This window comes from Zobellia nedashkovskayae (genome assembly GCF_015330125.1).
Lineage (GTDB): Bacteria > Bacteroidota > Bacteroidia > Flavobacteriales > Flavobacteriaceae > Zobellia > Zobellia nedashkovskayae.
Genome location: NZ_JADDXR010000002.1, coordinates 4,387,350 through 4,406,614, shown reverse-complemented (window position 1 = coordinate 4,406,614; position 19,265 = coordinate 4,387,350). Strand labels below are relative to the sequence as shown.

18 protein-coding genes are annotated in these 19,265 nt (G+C 37.3%); 7 read left to right on the top strand and 11 right to left on the bottom strand.

Annotated elements, in window-relative coordinates:
- Window positions 1-3: 3 nt before the first annotated feature.
- The 3 genes from IWB64_RS18180 to IWB64_RS18170 all read left to right on the top strand — a co-directional run bounded on the left by IWB64_RS18180 (window position 4) and on the right by IWB64_RS18170 (window position 4,502).
- Complete coding sequence (locus IWB64_RS18180; RefSeq protein ID WP_194535364.1) at window positions 4-1,755, top strand: RagB/SusD family nutrient uptake outer membrane protein; 1,752 nt, start codon at window positions 4-6, stop codon at window positions 1,753-1,755.
- A gap of 253 nt (window positions 1,756-2,008) precedes the next feature.
- On the top strand, window positions 2,009-3,310 hold the full coding sequence (locus IWB64_RS18175) for an MFS transporter (protein ID WP_194535363.1): 1,302 nt from the start codon (window positions 2,009-2,011) through the stop codon (window positions 3,308-3,310).
- A 31-nt stretch (window positions 3,311-3,341) separates the two neighbouring features.
- Window positions 3,342-4,502, top strand: coding sequence for a mandelate racemase/muconate lactonizing enzyme family protein (locus IWB64_RS18170; RefSeq protein ID WP_194535362.1), 1,161 nt, complete (start codon window positions 3,342-3,344; stop codon window positions 4,500-4,502).
- 10 nt (window positions 4,503-4,512) lie between these two features.
- Here the strand turns inward: IWB64_RS18170 and IWB64_RS18165 are convergent, their stop codons facing one another.
- The 5 genes from IWB64_RS18165 to IWB64_RS18145 all read right to left on the bottom strand — a co-directional run bounded on the left by IWB64_RS18165 (window position 4,513) and on the right by IWB64_RS18145 (window position 8,117).
- Window positions 4,513-4,725, bottom strand: a complete 213-nt coding sequence (locus IWB64_RS18165; protein WP_194535361.1) for a hypothetical protein — start codon at window positions 4,723-4,725, stop codon at window positions 4,513-4,515.
- 34 nt (window positions 4,726-4,759) lie between these two features.
- On the bottom strand, window positions 4,760-6,481 hold the full coding sequence (locus IWB64_RS18160; protein ID WP_194535360.1) for a phytoene desaturase family protein: 1,722 nt from the start codon (window positions 6,479-6,481) through the stop codon (window positions 4,760-4,762).
- Between the two features lie 111 nt (window positions 6,482-6,592).
- Window positions 6,593-7,279 (bottom strand): SGNH/GDSL hydrolase family protein, encoded by a 687-nt coding sequence (locus IWB64_RS18155; protein WP_194535359.1) that lies wholly within the window; start codon window positions 7,277-7,279, stop codon window positions 6,593-6,595.
- Window positions 7,280-7,291: 12 nt separating this feature from the next.
- Entirely contained in the window at window positions 7,292-7,762 is a 471-nt protein-coding gene (locus IWB64_RS18150; protein ID WP_194535358.1) for a hypothetical protein, read from the bottom strand.
- A 70-nt stretch (window positions 7,763-7,832) separates the two neighbouring features.
- A complete protein-coding gene (locus IWB64_RS18145; RefSeq protein WP_194535357.1) occupies window positions 7,833-8,117 on the bottom strand; it encodes a hypothetical protein in 285 nt (94 codons plus the stop codon).
- Between the two features lie 232 nt (window positions 8,118-8,349).
- On the opposite strand from IWB64_RS18145, the gene IWB64_RS18140 reads away from it, so the two are divergent.
- Window positions 8,350-9,489, top strand: a complete 1,140-nt coding sequence (locus IWB64_RS18140; RefSeq protein WP_194535356.1) for a Gfo/Idh/MocA family protein — start codon at window positions 8,350-8,352, stop codon at window positions 9,487-9,489.
- 189 nt (window positions 9,490-9,678) lie between these two features.
- Window positions 9,679-10,083, top strand: coding sequence for a hypothetical protein (locus IWB64_RS18135; protein WP_194535355.1), 405 nt, complete (start codon window positions 9,679-9,681; stop codon window positions 10,081-10,083).
- 57 nt (window positions 10,084-10,140) lie between these two features.
- On the opposite strand, the gene IWB64_RS18130 is transcribed toward IWB64_RS18135, so the two are convergent.
- Together IWB64_RS18130 and IWB64_RS18125 are read right to left on the bottom strand one after the other, a co-directional pair.
- On the bottom strand, window positions 10,141-10,683 hold the full coding sequence (locus IWB64_RS18130; RefSeq protein WP_226975934.1) for a DUF4269 domain-containing protein: 543 nt from the start codon (window positions 10,681-10,683) through the stop codon (window positions 10,141-10,143).
- Window positions 10,684-10,802: 119 nt separating this feature from the next.
- Entirely contained in the window at window positions 10,803-11,645 is an 843-nt protein-coding gene (locus IWB64_RS18125) for a helix-turn-helix domain-containing protein (protein WP_194535354.1), read from the bottom strand.
- 229 nt (window positions 11,646-11,874) lie between these two features.
- Between IWB64_RS18125 and hxlB the strand changes: the two genes are divergently transcribed.
- Both hxlB and hxlA read left to right on the top strand, forming a co-directional pair.
- On the top strand, window positions 11,875-12,459 hold the full coding sequence (gene hxlB / locus IWB64_RS18120; protein ID WP_194535353.1) for a 6-phospho-3-hexuloisomerase: 585 nt from the start codon (window positions 11,875-11,877) through the stop codon (window positions 12,457-12,459).
- A gap of 53 nt (window positions 12,460-12,512) precedes the next feature.
- Complete coding sequence (gene hxlA, locus IWB64_RS18115) at window positions 12,513-13,142, top strand: 3-hexulose-6-phosphate synthase (protein WP_194535352.1); 630 nt, start codon at window positions 12,513-12,515, stop codon at window positions 13,140-13,142.
- A 234-nt stretch (window positions 13,143-13,376) separates the two neighbouring features.
- Here hxlA and IWB64_RS18110 read toward each other — a convergent pair whose 3' ends face one another.
- The 4 genes from IWB64_RS18110 to IWB64_RS18095 all read right to left on the bottom strand — a co-directional run bounded on the left by IWB64_RS18110 (window position 13,377) and on the right by IWB64_RS18095 (window position 19,234).
- Complete coding sequence (locus IWB64_RS18110; RefSeq protein WP_194535351.1) at window positions 13,377-14,486, bottom strand: alpha/beta fold hydrolase; 1,110 nt, start codon at window positions 14,484-14,486, stop codon at window positions 13,377-13,379.
- Window positions 14,487-14,557: 71 nt separating this feature from the next.
- On the bottom strand, window positions 14,558-16,603 hold the full coding sequence (locus IWB64_RS18105; RefSeq protein ID WP_194535350.1) for a M13 family metallopeptidase: 2,046 nt from the start codon (window positions 16,601-16,603) through the stop codon (window positions 14,558-14,560).
- Window positions 16,604-16,613: 10 nt separating this feature from the next.
- On the bottom strand, window positions 16,614-16,775 hold the full coding sequence (locus IWB64_RS18100; RefSeq protein ID WP_194535349.1) for a hypothetical protein: 162 nt from the start codon (window positions 16,773-16,775) through the stop codon (window positions 16,614-16,616).
- A 464-nt stretch (window positions 16,776-17,239) separates the two neighbouring features.
- Window positions 17,240-19,234, bottom strand: a complete 1,995-nt coding sequence (locus IWB64_RS18095) for a YjhG/YagF family D-xylonate dehydratase (RefSeq protein ID WP_194535348.1) — start codon at window positions 19,232-19,234, stop codon at window positions 17,240-17,242.
- Window positions 19,235-19,265 lie beyond the last annotated feature (31 nt).

Below are 19,265 nucleotides of genomic sequence, written 5' to 3'. Positions count from 1 at the left end.
AAGATGAAAAATAATATATTTATAAAAACCGGATTGCTTGCTACGGTCATGGCCCTTTCTTGGTCATGTGGAGAGGAGTTTCTTGAGGAAAAGCCAAAAGGAGCGGTAAGCGAAGAAATATTGACAACCGAAAATGGGGTAGACCTTCTTCTTGTTGGCGCGTATTCTAGATTGGATGGATATTCTGCCGGAGAGGCAGGTGGCAGTGGAGAGGCATCTGCTATGAATTGGGTTTGGGGAGATGTTCCTTCCGATGATATGCACCGTGGTGATCAAACTGGTGGCTGGAGCCCTATTAACCTTATAGAAAGATACGAAGCTGATGCTTCTAACCCATGGTTAGATGGATTGTGGGCAGCAAATTACGATGCAATTTCTAGATCAAATGACGCAATTAGAGTGTTAAAAAAAGCGGGAGAGAATGTAGAACCTGCCGTAGCTGTTCAACTTGAAGCAGAAGCGCGTTGGTTGCGAGCTTGGTACCATTTTCAACTCCGTAGTAAGATTGAAAAAATACCATATATCACAGATGATGTAGTTGCGAAGGAAGTAACTAACAGCGAAGAAGTTTGGGACATGATTGAAGCCGACCTTAAATGGGGTATTGATAACGGTATGGCAGAAGAGGTAGAAATAGGTCGAGCATCGCGTTGGGCGGCAAAGGCTCTTTTAGCGCGTGTTCATATGTTTCAACAAGAATTTTCTGAGGCTAAACCTTATTTAAATGATATTATAGATAACGGTCCTTTTCAGTTAATGGATCATTACTATGATAACTTTGATGAAGAAAAGCAGAACAATGCAGAGAGTATTTTAGAGGTTCAATACACAGTTAATGATGGTGCAGGTGATGCTAATAGCGGTGCTGATCATAGAACTTTGTTTCCTAGGGGTAGTGATGTGGGCTCTTGTTGTTCGTATAGTGCACCAAGTTTTGATTTATTCAATGCTTTTAAAACGGATGCAGATGGTTTACCATTGTTTGATACTTTCCAAGATGATTTATTACTAGAAGATTATGGTGTCCTAGATACTGAACCTTTTACGCCAACAGATGTGGCTTTGGACCCACGAGTAGATTGGACTATTGGTAGAAGAGGTATACCCTTCTTGGATTGGGGCCCAATGTCTGGTAGTGATTGGATGTTAGATCAAACTGGTATGGGACCTTTTTTGAACAAGAAAATCATGTTCTACAAAAGAAATAAAGGAGTTATCTCAATTTCAAGTCCAACTTGGTCAAATGGTCTTAACGGTAATAATTTACGCATATTCAGATTAAGCCATGTTATTCTTTGGAGAGCCGAAGTTGCTATGGAAGAAAACGACCTTGGTTTAGCAAAAGATTTGGTAAATGAAATTCGCGAGCGTGCCCAGGATGATTTAGTAATGGGTAAAATAAATAACACCACTTTTGAAAGTGGATATGAGTTGGATATAGATGAAGATCAACCTGCAGCTAATTACAACTTGGGTTTATATGATTCGTTTCCTAATCAAGAATATGCAAGAAAAGCTGTTTATCACGAAATGCGTTTGGAATTTGCTTTAGAGGGAATGCGTTTTCAAGATTTAGTAAGATGGGGTATTGATGATTCAACCATCAATAAATATCTTCAGTCAGAATTAAGTGATGAAAAAATACTATGGTTAAAAGGGGCTACTTATACTGCCGGACAAGATGATCATTGGCCTGTACCGCAAACACAAATAGATTTGCAACAAGGAGTGTTAACACAAGACCCTGCCTATTAAAGGTAAGGGAATAAATTAGTTGAGTTAGTTGTTTGTAAGCGGCAACAGGTTTTCCGGCCTGTTGTCGTTTCTTTTTAGCACCAACTTTTTTGTCCCAATAAAAATTAATTGTTGTTTCTACACTTTTGAATATAATTATTAATTGTTATATTGACACTTTTTAAATTTAAGTAGGACATTTCGCCTTACTCATTTCATAGAAAATAACGGAATAACAATCGACCTTTAATTTAAAAATAATACAACTAAGTAAATGACCAACTTAAATCAAGTCGCAAATCCTACGCGTAAACGTTATAATATACTGGGCATGGTATTTATTACCGTGGTTATTAATTATTTGGACAGAAGTAATATTTCCGTGGCGGCTTTTGCCATGAAAGAGGATATAGGCCTAAGTAATGTGCAGATGGGTTATGTTTTTTCGGCATTTGCGTGGACGTATGCTTGCTTACAAATACCAGGTGGAATAGTTGCGGATAAACTTCCTACTCGTATTTTATATTCTGTTATGATGGCCCTATGGTCTGTAGCAACACTTATACAAGGTATGGTCAGTTCTTTTGGCGCATTAATAGGTTTACGAGCTAGTATTGGAATATTTGAAGCTCCTTCTTATCCTATCAACAATTTAGTGGTTACCAAATGGTTTCCTGAAAACGAACGGGCTTCGGCAATTGCCATATATACTTCTGGACAATTTTTAGGACTTGCGTTTTTAACTCCGGTTTTGGTTACGATTCAAAGCTATTTTGGGTGGAGGGGACTTTTTATTATTTCTGGTATTATTGGTCTTCTTTGGGCTGTAATTTGGTATTTCTTCTACCGAAATCCACAAGATCATAAATCTATTAATAAAGCTGAATTAGATCATATTGAAAAGGGAGGTGGACTTGTTGGTAAAAATGATGTAAAAAAAGAAGACAAGAAGAAATTTGAATGGAACGACTTTAAACAAGCGTTTATTTATAGAAAACTTTGGGGACTTTATATAGGACAATTTTGCTTGGGAGCTACAACGATATTTTTCCTTACTTGGTTTCCTACATACTTAGTAGAATTCAGGGGTCTTGATTTTTTGAAATCAGGTTTCTTGGCTTCCATTCCATTTTTGGCAGCTTTCTTTGGAGTGCTTTTATCTGGTTTCTCTTCTGATTATTTGATTAAGAAAGGCTATTCCGTAGAGATTGCACGAAAGACACCAATTATCGTTGGTATGCTATTATCTACTTGTATTATAGGAGCAAACTATACAGATGATACCTTCTTTGTAATATTGTTTTTGGCCCTAGCCTTTTTCGGTAATGGTTTAGCAAGTATTGCGTGGATATTTATTTCGCTTATGGCTCCTAAAAAATTAATAGGACTTACCGGTGGGGCGTTTAACTTTATTGGTGGTCTAGCGGGAGTAGTTGTACCTATTGTTATTGGCTATTTGGTAGAAGATGGCGATTTTAGTCCAGCGCTTTTCTTTATAGGTGGTATAGCATTGCTCGGATTTATATCTTACACCTTTATAGTTGGTAAAGTAGAACGTATCGTACCAAAAAAATAATAAAACACTAAACATAGTAAATAGGCATTTTATGAGAATATCAGCTATTAAAACTTTTCCTATTAATGCAGGTTTTGGAAGCCAGCTTATCATTAAAGTTGAAACCGATTCCGGTATTTATGGATGGGGAGCTTCTGGTCTTTCTGGTAGAGAATTGGCCGTTATAGGTGCAATTGAGCATTTTAAAGGGTTTCTGATTGGAAAGGACGCACGAAACATTGGTGCGCTTTGGCAAGAAATGTACCGCGGACAATATTTTGAAGGAGGACGTGTACTTACAGCAGCCATCTCTGCTATTGATATTGCGCTTTATGACATTAAGGGAAAAGCCCTTGGGGTTCCTGTATATGAGCTCCTAGGAGGTAAACACCGGGATCATGTAGATTGCTTTGCTTCGGTACGCTTTAGAACAAAAGAAGAGCTTTTTGAGTATTCTAAAACCTGTATTAAAGAAGGTTGGACCATGCTTCGTTTGGCACCTGCCGAGTTTGAAGCTGAGGGTGATAAAGAACTTTTTGAACCCAGACAATCCATTGCTACGATTGCCGAGTGGTGTACAGACCTACGTAAAGAAGTGGGTACGGCCATTACCATAGGCATTGATTACCATACAAGACTTACTCCGGCACAGACGTATTCGTTTATAAAACGTATGCCTCCGGGAACATTAGATTATATTGAGGAACCTATCCGCGATGAAAATCCGGAAGCATATGAGAACCTTCGTAAAATGGTTGATATTCCATTTACTATAGGAGAAGAGTTTTCAAGCAAGTGGCAGTTTTTGCCTTTTATAGAAAGGAATCTTACGCAATATGCCCGTATTGATATTTGTAACGTAGGCGGAATTACCGAGGCAATGAAAGTGGCCAGTTTGGCGGAAGCACATTATATTGATTTGATGCCCCATAACCCGTTAGGTCCTATTTGTACAGCGGCTTCCATTCATATGGCAGCAGCTTGTCCTAATTTTGGATGGTTGGAAGAAATGAATACCCCGGCACAATATATGGGTACGGATGCTCCGGAATTTTACCCTGTAAGACCAATATTAAATGGTCCAACCTATCCTGTATTGGATACTCCTGGACTTGGCGTTGAGTTCAATGAGGAATTGGCCCTAAAACAGACGTTTAAACCAATTGAAATACCAAGATTACGACGTAAAGACGGTTCATTTACCAACTGGTAATAAAAACTTTTTATTCAACAAATTCCATTAAACCAAAGCGGTTGGCTTGATGCACATTCTTTGAAATGTCATAAATTGGAAATAACGTTGATGTAGACCGTCTGTTGCCATTGGCATCATTACGGTCTTGACGAATAGCGAGAAAAGCCCATTTGTTTCCGGGTTTAATTGCAACAACTTTACCAAGCTCACCAAAGTTTGAATAGGGGATGGCCATTTCCATGGTCCATCCCTTATCAATATCTACTAATTTCGCCTTATGTATTAATCTCTTCGCTTTTATTTTTTGCCCTAGCAGTTTTGACCGCTATTTTTTTCAACATCCATTCTGGATAATCTGTGGCATCTTCAGCTTCGTAAATTCGTATGTGCTGATCTTCCTGAGGTTTTTTAAGCTCATCTGGGTCACAATCTAAAATTCGCGCTGCCGTATCCACACCGGAATGTGAAACTCCTGCCACACCATGAGAAAGGATACTGGCACCACATAAATACAGGTTTTCAATTTCACTTTTTGCCTTATAGGCAAACGGGCCAATATGTTTCAGGCTTTTTTCGGTTCCGTAGATATTACCGTCCGTGGTGTTTACGTAGTACTTATTTGTCAATGGCGTTCCCAAGTCTTTTTGAATGATATGCTTGCTAATACCCGGAATAGCATTTTCTAATCCGTTTATCATTTTTTGCATCAACAATTCTTTGAAATCCAAGTATTCTTGCGAACGCTCCTGATTTTCATCTTTAAACTTTTCAAAAGCCTTATAGTCAACCAGAGTAATTGCCTCTATGCTATGATGTTTTCCATCAAAACTAGAGGGGTCTTTTAAAGTGGTACAGCTAATGAACATTCCTTCAAAAGCATCTCCTTTTGAAATGTCCGACTCTAGCATGCCGTCATAAAACTCATCCGTATCTTTATTTGGCATCATCCAAATATTACCAGAGTCTAGACCAGCTTTTCGCAAATCCATATCAACAATCAAAAACAACATTAATGAGGTGCTGGAATATTTTGTTTTTGCTAGCTTCTGCTGAAATTTAGAACTTAAATTTTCTCTTCCTACCAAATCATTATACGTAATACCTACATCTGCATTGGAAACAATAGTATCCGCATAAAGTTTTTGTCCGTTTTCCAGAACCACCCCAACGGCTTTTTTACTTTGGTCGCCTTCCAGAATTATTTTGGTAACGGCTGTACTAGTGCGTAGTTCTCCTCCATGTTTTTTAAGTGTATTGGTCATAGCTTTTATAAGCGCACCTCCGCCACCCATGGGATAATAGCCACCTTGAAAATAGTGGTACATTAATGCACTATGCAATACAAAAGGGACTTTTTTTGGCTGAACACCGTGATCACCACACTGTATGTTCAATATGTTTTTTAAAAGTGGATTTTTGATATGCCACCCAATCACTTTTCGGACACTAAACATCCCATATTTACCAAAATGTTTGGTCTTAAAAGGAATGGTCAATTTTTGCCAGAATCCTTTAAAGTAAGGTAGAGAGTAAAGCTCTTCACTTACTTTTCTAATTAGGTTAAGGTATTTGTGAATCTGTTTTTTATCTTCAGGGAAACGAGCTGAAAGTCGTTCTATAAGTAGGTCGAAATTAGCAGGGAAATCAAATCGTTCTTTACCAATACGAACATGTTCGTACGCATCGGGATTCATTCTAAAAAACACAAGCTCGTTAGCAATACCCAAACCTCTGTACAAATCATTGGTAGCCTCACCTTCAGCCATAAGCCCAACGTAATGAACGCCAGGGGTAAATCGGTGTCCGTTTAGGTAAAAACTATGGCACCAACCACCAGGAACGTCATGTTGCTCTAGCACCAAAACTTTTTTGCCAGCTCTAGCCAAACAAATAGCCGTAGCCAAGCCACCCGCTCCAGAACCTATGATTATAGAATCGTATGTACTGGGTTGGTTCTTGGAATCTTTTGAACCGGAATCTTGTACTGTTTCTTGCATTCGCAGGGTTATAGAATGATAATCAAAATAGAATCACTATCGAAGATATGCATAAAAACAGAAATCACTTTTTATGCTAAAGTTCTATTTTAGAATTGGTATGCTACTTTTTTAATTTTGTAAAGCTTCGGCAATGGCCTTTTCTACTAAAGGTTCCATTATTTTGTACCCTTCAACCGTAGGGTGTACGCCATCATTGGCATATTTTTTTGGCAATCCGTTACGTTCATCTGCCATAGTAGAAAAATAGTCAAGATAAATATGACCTTTTTCTTCGGCGTACGCTTTAATCATTTTGTTTAGATCAACAATTTTTTGAGCGGGCTGCATCTCAGGTTTCCATGGATATTTGTAAGCGGGCAGGGTAGAGGATAAAATCACTTTTATGTCGTTTGCCGTTGCTATATCTGCCATGGATTTAATGTTATCCATTATCATTTCTAAGGTTGACGGCCCCGTGTTTCCGGCTATGTCATTGGTACCCGCCAATAAGACCACTACCTTAGGCTCAAGGTTAATGACGTCTGGTCTAAAACGAACAAGCATTTGCGGTGTAGTCTGTCCGCTGATTCCTCGGTTCACATAGGGCTTGTCTGCAAAAAACTCCGGTCGGGAATTAATCCATCCAATAGTAATGGAATTCCCCATAAAAACGACCCGGTTTTCATTAGCGGTTGGTTTTGCCAGCTTGGCGTTGTCCTCTTGAAACTGACTTAAATTTGGCCAATCCTGTCCCTTTATTCCATTAATTATTCCTAGTCCCATTAATAAAGCAAGTAATGTTGGTTTAATTTTCATTCTCTTTGGTAATTATATATTGGTGTTCTTAAATTCTTTTTTGTCTTCTATGGTCAAGGGCACATCTTCCATAAACTTTTTTTGATTCGGTTTTTGCATAAAAAGATACACCACCAAGAAAATTGCAATAACCAAGAAAAGGGCATTGCCATTAAAACCATATGCAATTATGGCAAGAAAGGCAGGACCTTCTATAAACGCGTATTTTACAATAGAAGCAGCTTGGTATTTGGCCAATTTTAACGTTAGGGTATCTATTCTATCTATGGCTAGTAATTGCTTTTTAAACATAAATTGACTCATAAAGTAACCAAAAGCAGCCACTACGGGTATCACGTAAATGAAGATATCATTGGGGTCTGCATTGGCTATGAAAGTGCCGTTACTAACAAATTTAAAAACCCCAAAGGCAAGGATGGCACCTACAAGTGCAAGGTGAATTATAGATAAATTCTTAAGAGATTTAGAAGGTTTTGCCGCCATTAATTTTGAAGATTAACTGTTTATAAAGGTAGCCTTTCAACCGGAAAGATAAAAATTAATTGAGCAGTCGTTAATTAACGATGAACCAATATATATAGTAGAGAATACAAAATGTTATTACCAATGATAAGATATATATCATTAGTTCAATACGGAGATTATTTTGATGCTGTTTTTTAATGCTTTGCTTAAGCACGGCCCATTCTTTAGCATCTAGCTTTTTAAATTCAACCTCGGTTTTACTTACTCCATTTTTATAAAGTTCTCGTAAGTCTTTGAATTTACGTTTCTTAAGAAGAGCCCTATTTTGCTTTAAACTGCTTATGGCATGCGCCATGAATCCTTCACCTGCCATAATTTAGTTTTACTCGATAATCGAGATTAAATGCTCCGAGACTTTCTTCGAAATCAAAGTGTATTCCTTCTAATGCCTTGTGGGCTTGCCACGAGGTAGTTTACTTATATGTATAGGTTTTAGCATAAAAGTTACAAATCAGCTACTATTTTGAAGTCGATTTTAAAGGATGTAAGAAGAGGAATCTAATTTATATGTATTTTAGGAGAGGAAATTTTTAAAGGAACACACAATGAAAAATATATCAAGAAGAAGCTTTAATACAAAACTATCACAAGGTATAACCGGGACTGCTCTTTTGGGCAGTATTGGTTTGGGATATGGATTTTCTTCAGGAAAAGATAAAAAGAAACTGGGTATAGCGCTCGTTGGGTTGGGTGGCTATAGTAGCGGACAATTGGCACCAGGATTACAAGATGCAGAAAATTGTTATTTGGCAGGAATTGTTACAGGAACTCCGGCAAAAGAAAAGGAGTGGATGGAGAAGTACAACATACCTAAAAAGAATGTGTACAACTATGAGAACTTTGATTCCATTGCTAAAAACAAGGATATTGATATTGTTTACGTAGTGCTTCCGAATAGCATGCATGCAGAGTTTTGTATTCGTGCGGCAAAAGCCGGTAAACATGTAATCTGCGAAAAACCAATGGCAGTGAGTGTAGAAGAATGCGATTCTATAATTCATGCGTGTAACGAAGCTGGTGTAAAATTGGCTGTGGGTTACCGCATGCAATCTGACCCATATACCAAAGAAATTAAGCGCTTGGTAAAAGAGAAGCCTTATGGAGATGTACGTTACGTATCTTCTGATGCGGGATATATATCTGGAGGAAACCCAGACCAGTGGAGATTGAACCATGCACTTTCCGGAGGTGGCGCTTTAATGAATATGGGCGTATATTCTATACAGAGTAATATATACGGAACTGGGCAAAATCCTATTTCGGTTTCTGCTCAGGAATTTAGTTCAAGACCTGAGTATTTTAAAGATACGGATGAAACTATTACCGCCCAGATGGAATTCCCAAATGGCGTAGTAGGTAATTTGTATACTTCGCATAACGCCAATGCAAACCGACTTTTTGTTTCTTTTGAAAAAGGATGGGCAGAGCTAAACCCATGCCACAGTTATGGACCTTTAAGCGGACGTACATCAGACGGAAATGAAATAAAGTTCCCTCATCAAAGTATGCAAAAGCTCCAGATGGATGATTTTGCAAAGCACATTATGTTAGGAACAACAAACTATGCTCCTGGTGAAATGGGCAAACGAGATATGATTATTGTGGAGGCCATTTATAAATCGATTAAAGAGGGAGGAACGAAAATTCCTTTGGACTTAGGCGATATGGGTATCGTGCGGGTGTAAGTTAATTTATGACATAAAACTTGAAAAGGGCGGTTTTTAAATCGTCCTTTTTTTAGGTTTCAAAGAATTGAACAAAGGCTTTTTATCTCGTGAGGATTTAGCATAGAGCCAATTGACAAGCGATTACGAATTGAATAAATAGTATTATTTTTGAACCACTAAAAAAATCACCTTAATACTTTATAGTTTATGCCTTATCAAGATGTATTTGTTCAATTCTGGAATCAGGTAAAAGAAAGTGTTGAAGAAGGCAGCTTTGCCAAATTAACTATGGCAAAGACTATTGGGAAACCTAATCTTAAAAATATCTTTCTTAGACCAGTCTATTCTAAAGATGGTTTTAAAGTCTTATTAAAATTTCGTTATAGATCTAAAGACACCGAAGATAGGGAGGAAGAACTTACTTTAGATGAAGCTTTTGAAGTGTTGAAATCTCATCTTAAAAGTCATTTCTTTTCTGTTATATTATTTTCTACAAAAAAGGATGTCCTTTTTAAAGTCAATAGAAAGGGCGCGGGTAGTATTACCGAAACTGAACCTTCTTTTAGTATGGTTATTCAACCTAAGAGTGATACAGATTCGGATATGGAATAGGGAGGCGTAAATTAGATTCACCTTATATTTTCCATTAAGCTTAAGTCTATAATAATTCTATTGAGCGCTATGTTTGTTACCCAGCTTTAATAATTCAACATACGGATTCCCGTTTAGGCCCAATAGTTTAGCAAATGCAGGTTCGGTTTTTATACCACGGGATTTTAACGCTATAATTTCTTCCTTAAACTCAGCCCCTTTTTCTAGTAAAATTCGGTTTTCAATAATCATATGACGACAAGCATTTTGCCGTTCGGTTGGTATGCTTTGTCCGAAAATTTCAAATAGAAAACTTCCTGATTTAAATTCTGCAATGGTACATATAGTATGGTTTTGAGTTGTTGCGTAAACTTTAAAACCTTGCTTATGCGAGAATTCTTGTTGCAAGAAAGCACTAAAAGACAAATGGTCTTTGCAATAGCAAATGATGTCTAAATCGCTTTCAGGTAGGTCAATCCCGATTGGGATAGTTCCGGTTAAAATGGGGGTGTACTCCTTGAGTTTCTCTAAAATTTCAATTGCCTTAATTTCAGCATAGGCGAGTTTTTGTCTCTCGTTTCCAGACTTCAGATATGCAATATTTTTAAAATCCTCTATCAATTTTCGTTCTTAATTTTTTTGTTGAACCTAAGCTTTACTAGTATTTTAGCTTAGAGTTGAGATGTATTTCTTAAAAGAGATCTTTCCTATTCAAAAATGTAATTCAATTCAAAGTTACCCTAACTATACAAAGTGTTATCGTGTGAAATGACATGTTTCTTTACATTGTTTTGAAATTCTTGGGGAGTCTGTTCAGCATGCAATTTAAAAAATCGGCTAAAGTAGGAGTGATCCTTAAAACCTAGATTATAGGCTATTTCTTTAATAGTGTTCTCACTATGTATAATTTGCCTTTTTGCTTCCAGTATAAGACGGTCGTGAATAAGTTGCACGCCTGTTTTGTCTAGTTTTTCTTTTAATATTTGATTTAATCGCTTTGCGCTAATGCCTAGTTTCCCAGCATAAAAATCGGCATTTCTCTCATTTTGATAATTCTTTTCAAGCAAAAGCATAAACTCATAAACCCGCTTTTCGTTAATATCTTGTAATGTAAAGTGTTGTTCTTTTAGTTGTATCAGCTTTAATAAAAACACTTTTAAAAGGGCTTTCATCATTATTAAATTAATAGTTTCTTGATTGTATTCTTGCTCCAAAAGCTGAAGAACGGAAACCAATCCTTTTGAGCTCTCCTCATTTACCTGCAGACAAGAAAATTCACCTTGTATATTGAACATTCTAAAAACATCCAATAAGAACTCTTTTAAATCTCCTTCCAAGAGTTCCTGTTTAAAGGAAATCAATACACCATTTTTCCCGGCTTTGTTTAACTGGTGCACTCTGTATGGCGGAATCAAATAAATCCAATCTCCTTTTAAGGTTTGGAAATCATGCTGAGGAACATGAAGCGCATCTTCGTTTCGTAGCCATACAATTTCAAAGAAATCTCTTCGTGCGGGATCGTTTAAATAGGCTGGAGGGCAGTTGCCCAAATCTCTTATATATAAAACTTTATCACTGAGCATAATACTTGTTTTTTTGATTGAATTCGTAACGTATTTTATAATCGATATAATCGACTAGAAAACTACCCGTTTCCAAAATATACCACAAAAATAGCTAATAACACCATCTAAAAAGTCGGTATGGGCAGATTGTACCAGACATCTATCAGATTGTGTAACTCTACCGGAAGAAGCCTCTCTAATTTTGTACTAGGTTTTAATGACCAAAAGATTTAAAGTCGATTTAGATATGGAAAATACACTAAAAAAAAAGGATACTGAACTAGTTAAGCGTGCCATGAACACCATTATGGAAGAACACCTGAAACTGGTAAAAGCTATCCAATATGAGGATATAGCCCCTTTAATTGCGGTAATAACAGAAGCCGAACATATTTTTATTATGGGAGCAGGACGTACCGGACTCATGATGAAAGCAGCAGCAATGCGATTCATGCATTTAGGATATAAAGTTCATGTGGTTGGCGAAACAACATCACCTGCCATACGAAAAGGAGATGTGCTAATTGCCGGTTCCGGCTCTGGAACCACTGGCGGAATTGTTGGAGCAGCGGAAACCGCAAAAATAGTAGGAGCAGGGGTTGTGTGCTTTACGACCAATATGGACTCTCCATTGGCATTATTGGCAAACCACACGGTTAAGATACCTGCTGCACAAAAGCAGGAAAGAGACGAGGATGTTTCCAAACAATACGCAGGCAGTCTTTTTGAGCAGTCGCTTTTATTGGTTATGGATGCGCTTATTCAAGCACTTTGGGAATTAGATGGTAGTCCGGCTTCGGATTTATGGAAGCGTCATGCCAATATGGAGTAGGTATTACAAAATGATAATAGGTAAATAATAGAGAACATTTTAAATATAAGATTATGGTAAAATTACAAGTAGCAATAGATTTATTAAAAATAGAAGACGCAATTGCATTAGCAACTAAAGTAGCGCCTTACATAGATATTATAGAATTGGGAACACCACTTATTAAGAGTGAAGGTTTATCCGGAATTAGAAAGATGAAAGATGCTTTTCCTGATAAATTGGTTCTAGCCGATTTTAAAACTGCCGATGCAGGAGAATTGGAAGCGGATATGGCTTTTGGTGCCGGAGCAGATTATATTACCATTTTGGGAGCAACAGGAGATTCTACCATAGCAGGCGCAGTAAAATCTGCAAAAGCACACGGCAAAGGTGTTGTTGTAGATACTATTGGTGTTAAAGACAGAGTAAAACGTGCTCAAGAAGCTATTGCATTAGGAGCGGAATTTGTTGAGTTACATGCAGGTTTAGATGAGCAAGCAGAAGAAGGATACTCAATTCAGGTTTTGATAGACGAAGCCAAGACAGCCGGAGTTTCAGTTTCTATTGCCGGTGGTGTAAACCTAAGTAGTATTACAGCAGTTAAGGAGTCTGGTGTTACAGTAGCCGTTGCAGGAGCAGCCATCTACGGAGCAGAAGATCCAGCTAAAGCAGCTAAAGAATTAAAAGAGTTGTTGCTAGCATAAGTTGCTGTTAAACAATTTTCGCTTTATTAAATTATACAAATTCCCGTAAAATGTTTTTTACGGGAATTTGTTGTTTTGTTCAGTTGTCAGGATTTTGGTTGTTAATTAGTGCCTGCTACTATCGGTTTTAGGCATTTCCGTTTTTTATTTCTCATTTGCGGTTGTGTTAATTAATTACAATCTACAAGCGTAGCGAACGGCTGCTGAATGGATATGCGGTGTTCTCATTAGCGTTCAATTTTTCAGTATTTCATTGATATATATGGAACGATATTTTTCTGGATATTCAATTTGAACTCCGTGTGTTCCATTTTCAAATAAAAACCATTTCTTAGATGGTGCAATAATCGAATCAAAATACACTTTTGCTACGGACGTTTCGGTAAAATGGTCGTTGTCTCCTTGTAATATGTAAACGGGCACTTTCAATTCGGGAATATCACGCATTAGATTCATATCAATTGCTGTAGATTCTAAAATCTTTGCTGCAGGATAGTAGGCTTCAGGACTATTAATCATATCAGTAAATTTCTCACTAAACGTCAAGCCATTATCTAAAAACATACTTTTAATAAAATTAAAATTGGTATCTAGTTTTATCGGTGCATACTTCATTACAATCTGTCGTTCTATTTCAAAGGCTTCAGTTACCGTATTTTCTGAATTTGAGACATATGGTGGTTTTCCAATTTGTTTTAATTGATTGATTGAAACGGTATCATTATATTTTTGAGCTTCTGACATCGCAAATTCATAAGACAACTCTTCTGAAAGTGATAGATTCGCCATTAGACCACTACCAATATAGGCGTGATATAATTCAGGTTTTTTTTGAACCATATAAGCTGCTACCGCTGTTCCCCACGACAAACCTTCGATGTAAATTTTATCTTTTTTAAAAGTTTTTTTTAAGTGATTTGATAGTTCTAAACCATCATCTACTATATGGTTTAAGGTAATGGACGAATCGGGTATACTGTCATTGTATGCAAGTCCAGAACCTCTTTGGTCCCAATAACAGACTGTAAATAAATCTTCTAAATCGACACCTGTGAGTTTATAAATTACAGGTAAAATAGGTGCTCCTGGTCCTCCGTGAACTATTAGTAAAACGGGATTATTCTTGTCTTTTCCTCTTATGGTAACTCTTTGGGGAGCACCATTAATTACCATATCCTCGTGGGTAGTAATACTATTGGGAAGCACATTACCCGTTTCATCTAAAAAAGGTTCTTCTTCTCCAGAACTATTGATTCGGATTACTAGTAAAACAACTAAAATAAAAGCAATAAATACTCCAATTAAAATCAAGAACCATTTTCCTATCTTCTTTAAGATTCTCATATTAGTATTTACTTCAATTTATATTTTCGCAATTTTTTATACCTGCTGTAAGCCAATGATTCTTTAATACATTACCATATTTTAACTCGTTTTTCTGGTGCTAAATACAAGGAATCACTTTTCTGAACATTAAAGGCTGTATAAAACTCTGGAATATTACTGACCACTCCGTTAACCCTAAAATTTGCTGGAGAATGAGGATCAGTGTTAATTTGCATTCGCAAGGCCTCATCTCTGATTTTATTTCTCCAAGATTGCGCATATCCGATAAATACACGTTGCTCTCCTGTGTAATTATCCATAACAGGCGACTCCTTACCATTCAAGGCAATTTTGTATGCTTTTAAGGCGATGCTTAAACCACCAAGATCTCCTATATTCTCGCCTAGGGTAAACTCACCATTCACGTTTAGACCGGGTAAAGCTTCAAAGGAATCATATTGAGATACTAAAGCTGAAGTTCGTTTTTTAAATTCTTCTCGGTCATTTTCTGTCCACCAGTTTCTCATTGCACCATCTCCATCAAAAGTACTTCCTTTATCATCAAAACCATGTCCTATTTCGTGGCCAATAACCGCTCCAATTGATCCATAATTTATGGCATCCTCAGCATTTAAATCGAAAAATGGAGGTTGTAAAATTGCAGCCGGAAATACAATCTCATTTAATGTTGGATTATAATAAGCATTCACTGTTTGAGGTGTCATACCCCATTCGGTTTTATCAATCGGTTGGCCTAATTTCGCTAATTCACGATTGTATTCCATCAAAGCAGCTCTTTGCAAATTACCAAAAAGGTCCTCTCTCTTAATATTTATATCATAAGATTTCCATTTATCTGGATACCCTATTTTGGGATTAAATTTGCTTAGCTTATCTAAGGCTTCTTTTTTGGTATCAGCGCTCATCCAATCAAGTTCCTTAATACTTTGTTCATAGGCTTCTAAAAGATTTGACACTAATGTTTCCATTTTTTCTTTGGCCTCTGGTGGAAAGTGTTTTTTCACATAAATTTTACCGACCACTTCTCCTAAAGTGCCATTTACAGTTGAAACGCCACGTCTCCATAAGGGTCTTTGCTCTGGTGTACCACGTAATTCTTTACTATAGAAATCAAAATTTTGATCTGTAATTGGTTTACTTAAACGCGAGGCATAGGTGTTAAGGGCACTCCATTTTAAATAGATTTTCCAATCTTCAATGCTAGTGGATGTGATGATTTTGTCTAAAGCTTTTGTGTATTCCAGCATTAATACCCCAAGATTTTTTTCATCTTTTATACCAGCTTCTTTAAGGTAGCCCGTCCAATTAAAATTTGGCATTATGTTAGAAAGCGTATCCGTTGGAAACATATTATACAAACTAACTAGATCTCTAGTCTTTTCCTTTTCTAAGTGCTTTTCGGCAATTGCTGTTTCAATCGACATTATTTTTACAGCAGCTTTTTCAGCAGCTTGTAAACCTGCTAAATCAAACATTTTCTTAATATGTTCAACATATTTTGCTCTAATCTCTTTGGAACGATCATCATCTTTAAGGTAATATTCACGATCTGGCAATCCTAAACCTCCTTGATAAGTATATACAGTATAAATAGTAGGGTTTTTTAAATCTTGGTATACAAATAGAGTCAATGGTACGCTAATACCATATTTATTAGCATAAGCAAAATAGGAGGCCAAATCATCATAATTATTTATGGAATCAACTTTATTAAATTCAGGTTGCAAAGGAGAAACACCAAGTTGATTTCTTGTTTCAAGATCTATATAGGACTTGTAAAGATCTTGTACTTTTTGTTCATCTGTACCTTTTTCCAATTCTCCGTCTGCTGATCCTTCTATAATTTTCTTTACATTATCTTCAGATTCTTCATGAAGTATGTACCCAATACCATAAGAAGATTTATCTGAAGGAATTTCAGTTTCTTTCATCCAAGTACCATTAACAAAAGCAGTAAAATTATCGCCAGGCTTCACAGAAGTATCCATATATTCCCCTAAAACTCCAGAGGTAAGTACTATCTCTTTTTTTTCTTCTTTACTATCACTTTTGCAGCTTATGCTTACAAGCGCTACAAAAAGCGATATAATTTTAATTACAAATTTTGCTTTCATAGGATTAGTTTTAATAATGGTTATCGTTTAGTATATAAAGCGTAGCCTGTAGATAGTTGGCTATGATTTCATTTAGAGTGTTTTGCCCTAATATTTTCTTTTGTAATGCATTTATAGTATTCTCTTGAAACTTTACTAATTCCATAGAAGGTTCGATTGTTACTAATGTCATTCTTAAACTATCGTTTTTAATGTTCTTAGTTCTCTGGCATTCACAATTTCTCCAATAGCGTATCTAAAATACTTTCCAGTTTTTCCTTCTCAAAGTAAGTTTTGTCTAATTTTCTAAAGAATTTTATCATCGGTTACTGGTTGGTTATATTGAAAAACAACATTTGGCTATATCTACTCGTACGATTATTTCGTAATAGCAATGCATATAGTAGCTAGTACGTATAGCTGTTTTTTTCTAAAATGTAGGGGGAGTGTGCACTATTAATGCTACTGCAATATAAAACTATTTTTTGAAAATCTAGAGGTGTTTTTAGATGACCCTCAATACAAAAGTTAATATGACCGAATAGGTATAAAAGGACTAGCTGAAATAGCGGTTATGAAAGTCACGATTCTAGTTAATATTGGGTTGCATACTCTGTCATTTGATGACAGAGCACCCACTCAATTCTATTTTTTTTCTTATTTCAAAGCATCAATTCCTGCTTTCACAATCTTTAAGATCCTATCAGCATCCTGTACACACCCTTCCCATATACCGCTCTGCGTGGCTGCCCAAATTCTAATATCATTGGGCAATTCTGGATGTGGGCGAAGTTGTGGATGTGGTGATCTGTTTGAAAATAATTGTGCTATGTCGGCTTCACTTAGTTCGGCATTGGGATTGCTGTGTGAGGCTATTAAATTTATACTTCCATTTAGATTATCGCAATCAATTTTGATTTCAATGATATCTCCATCTTGAACCTTGCCAATAGGTCCTCCTACGAGAGCCTCTGGACCCACATGTCCTATACATGCGCCTGTGGAAACGCCAGAAAAACGTCCGTCGGTAATCAGGGCTATCTCTTTTCCAAAGGATAATTGTTTCAGAGCACCCGTTACTTGGAAGGTTTCTTCCATTCCGGTGCCACTTGGCCCTGCCCCGATCAATATTACAATATGACCTGGCTTTACTTCTCCAAGATTAATTGCCTTAATGGCATTTGCTTCTGAGACAAATACTTTAGCAACTCCTTTTTTGTAGTATATGCCGTTAGTATCAATCATTTCTGGAGCGATTGCACCGCTTTTGATCACAGCTCCTTCTGGCGCCAAATTACCATAGGGGAAAGTCAAGGTGCTTTTCATATTGGCCCTCTTCGCATCTTTAGGAGATAGTATCACATTATCAGGATGCGCATCAGGATTAAATGTCTGGAGATTAAATCGTACTTGTTGCCGTCTATTTCTTTTATTCTCTGCTTCCCAAATGAACATTTTGCCGCCTTGCTCCCAGATATCCAAATTTTCGCCCAGTGTTTTACCTGTAACTGTGAGACAGTCTTCTTTGAGTAGACCTAATTTTCGCAAATGCATCATGACCTCTGGTACGCCTCCGGCAGCATATACGTGTGCTGTGGAGTACTTTCCCGCTGGGAGCACATTGACTAATCTAGGCGTTTCTCGGTTAATATTTTCCCATTCTTCTCGAGTAGGCGTGGGTAGTCCCGCTGCATGAGCAATAGCGGGAATATGCAATAAGAGGTTGGTAGATCCGCCAAAAGCCGCATGTACGACCATAGCATTGTGTATGGCATCTTTAGTGACGATCTGATTGGTATATATATTGTTTTTTGCGAGATTTACTAGAGCAATGGCTGAATCTTTAGCAATGGCATACCAGATCTTCCCTCCAGAGGGTGCTAGTGCCGAATGTGGCAATGCCATGCCCAATGCTTCTGCTACGACTTGGGAGGTGGCTGCTGTTCCCAAAAAATGACAACCGCCACCTGGTGTTCCACAAGAAGCACATCCATGGGATTGTGCCTCTTCCAATGATATTTCTTTATGGGAAACAAGTGATGGTAAAGCCTGTACCGAACCTAAATCTTTGATTCCTTTGGCAATTAATGTCACTCCGCCGGGCATGATGATCGTTGGTAGATCTGTTTCATTCGCCAATGCCATAATCATGGCCGGTAGGCCTTTGTCACAAGTAGCAATGCCCATTACCCCTTTGCGATTAGGCAAAGAGCGTCTTAAATCTCCTAAAACTGTGGCGGCATGATTACGATAGGCCAATGAATTCATCATACCTGTAGTGCCTTGAGTACGTCCATCACAAGGGTCGGATACTGATACGTAATAGGGTTTGGTAAAGAGGTCTTTGAAAGCACTTGCAGCAACTTTTGCGGCATCTCCCAATTCAAAATGTCCTGAGTGCATGCCCAGTGCCAGCGTCTCTTCACCGTTTTTTAGTCCTCCCGCAGTACTCATTATAAGGAATTCGGATTGATTTACATCTTCAGGATTCCACATCATCCCGGCATCCTGTATTTTGCCAAAGATGTCACCACTGGGCTTGTTTTCATAGTCTTCCCGTGATATTGGTAGTTGACCTTCTCTTGGGGTAACTTCTAAAGGGAAATAAAAGGGACTGTTCTCTTGGAAGTGCTCTTTATCGGTATGGCTCATATTTCTTTGAAATCGTGATAGGAAGGCATTA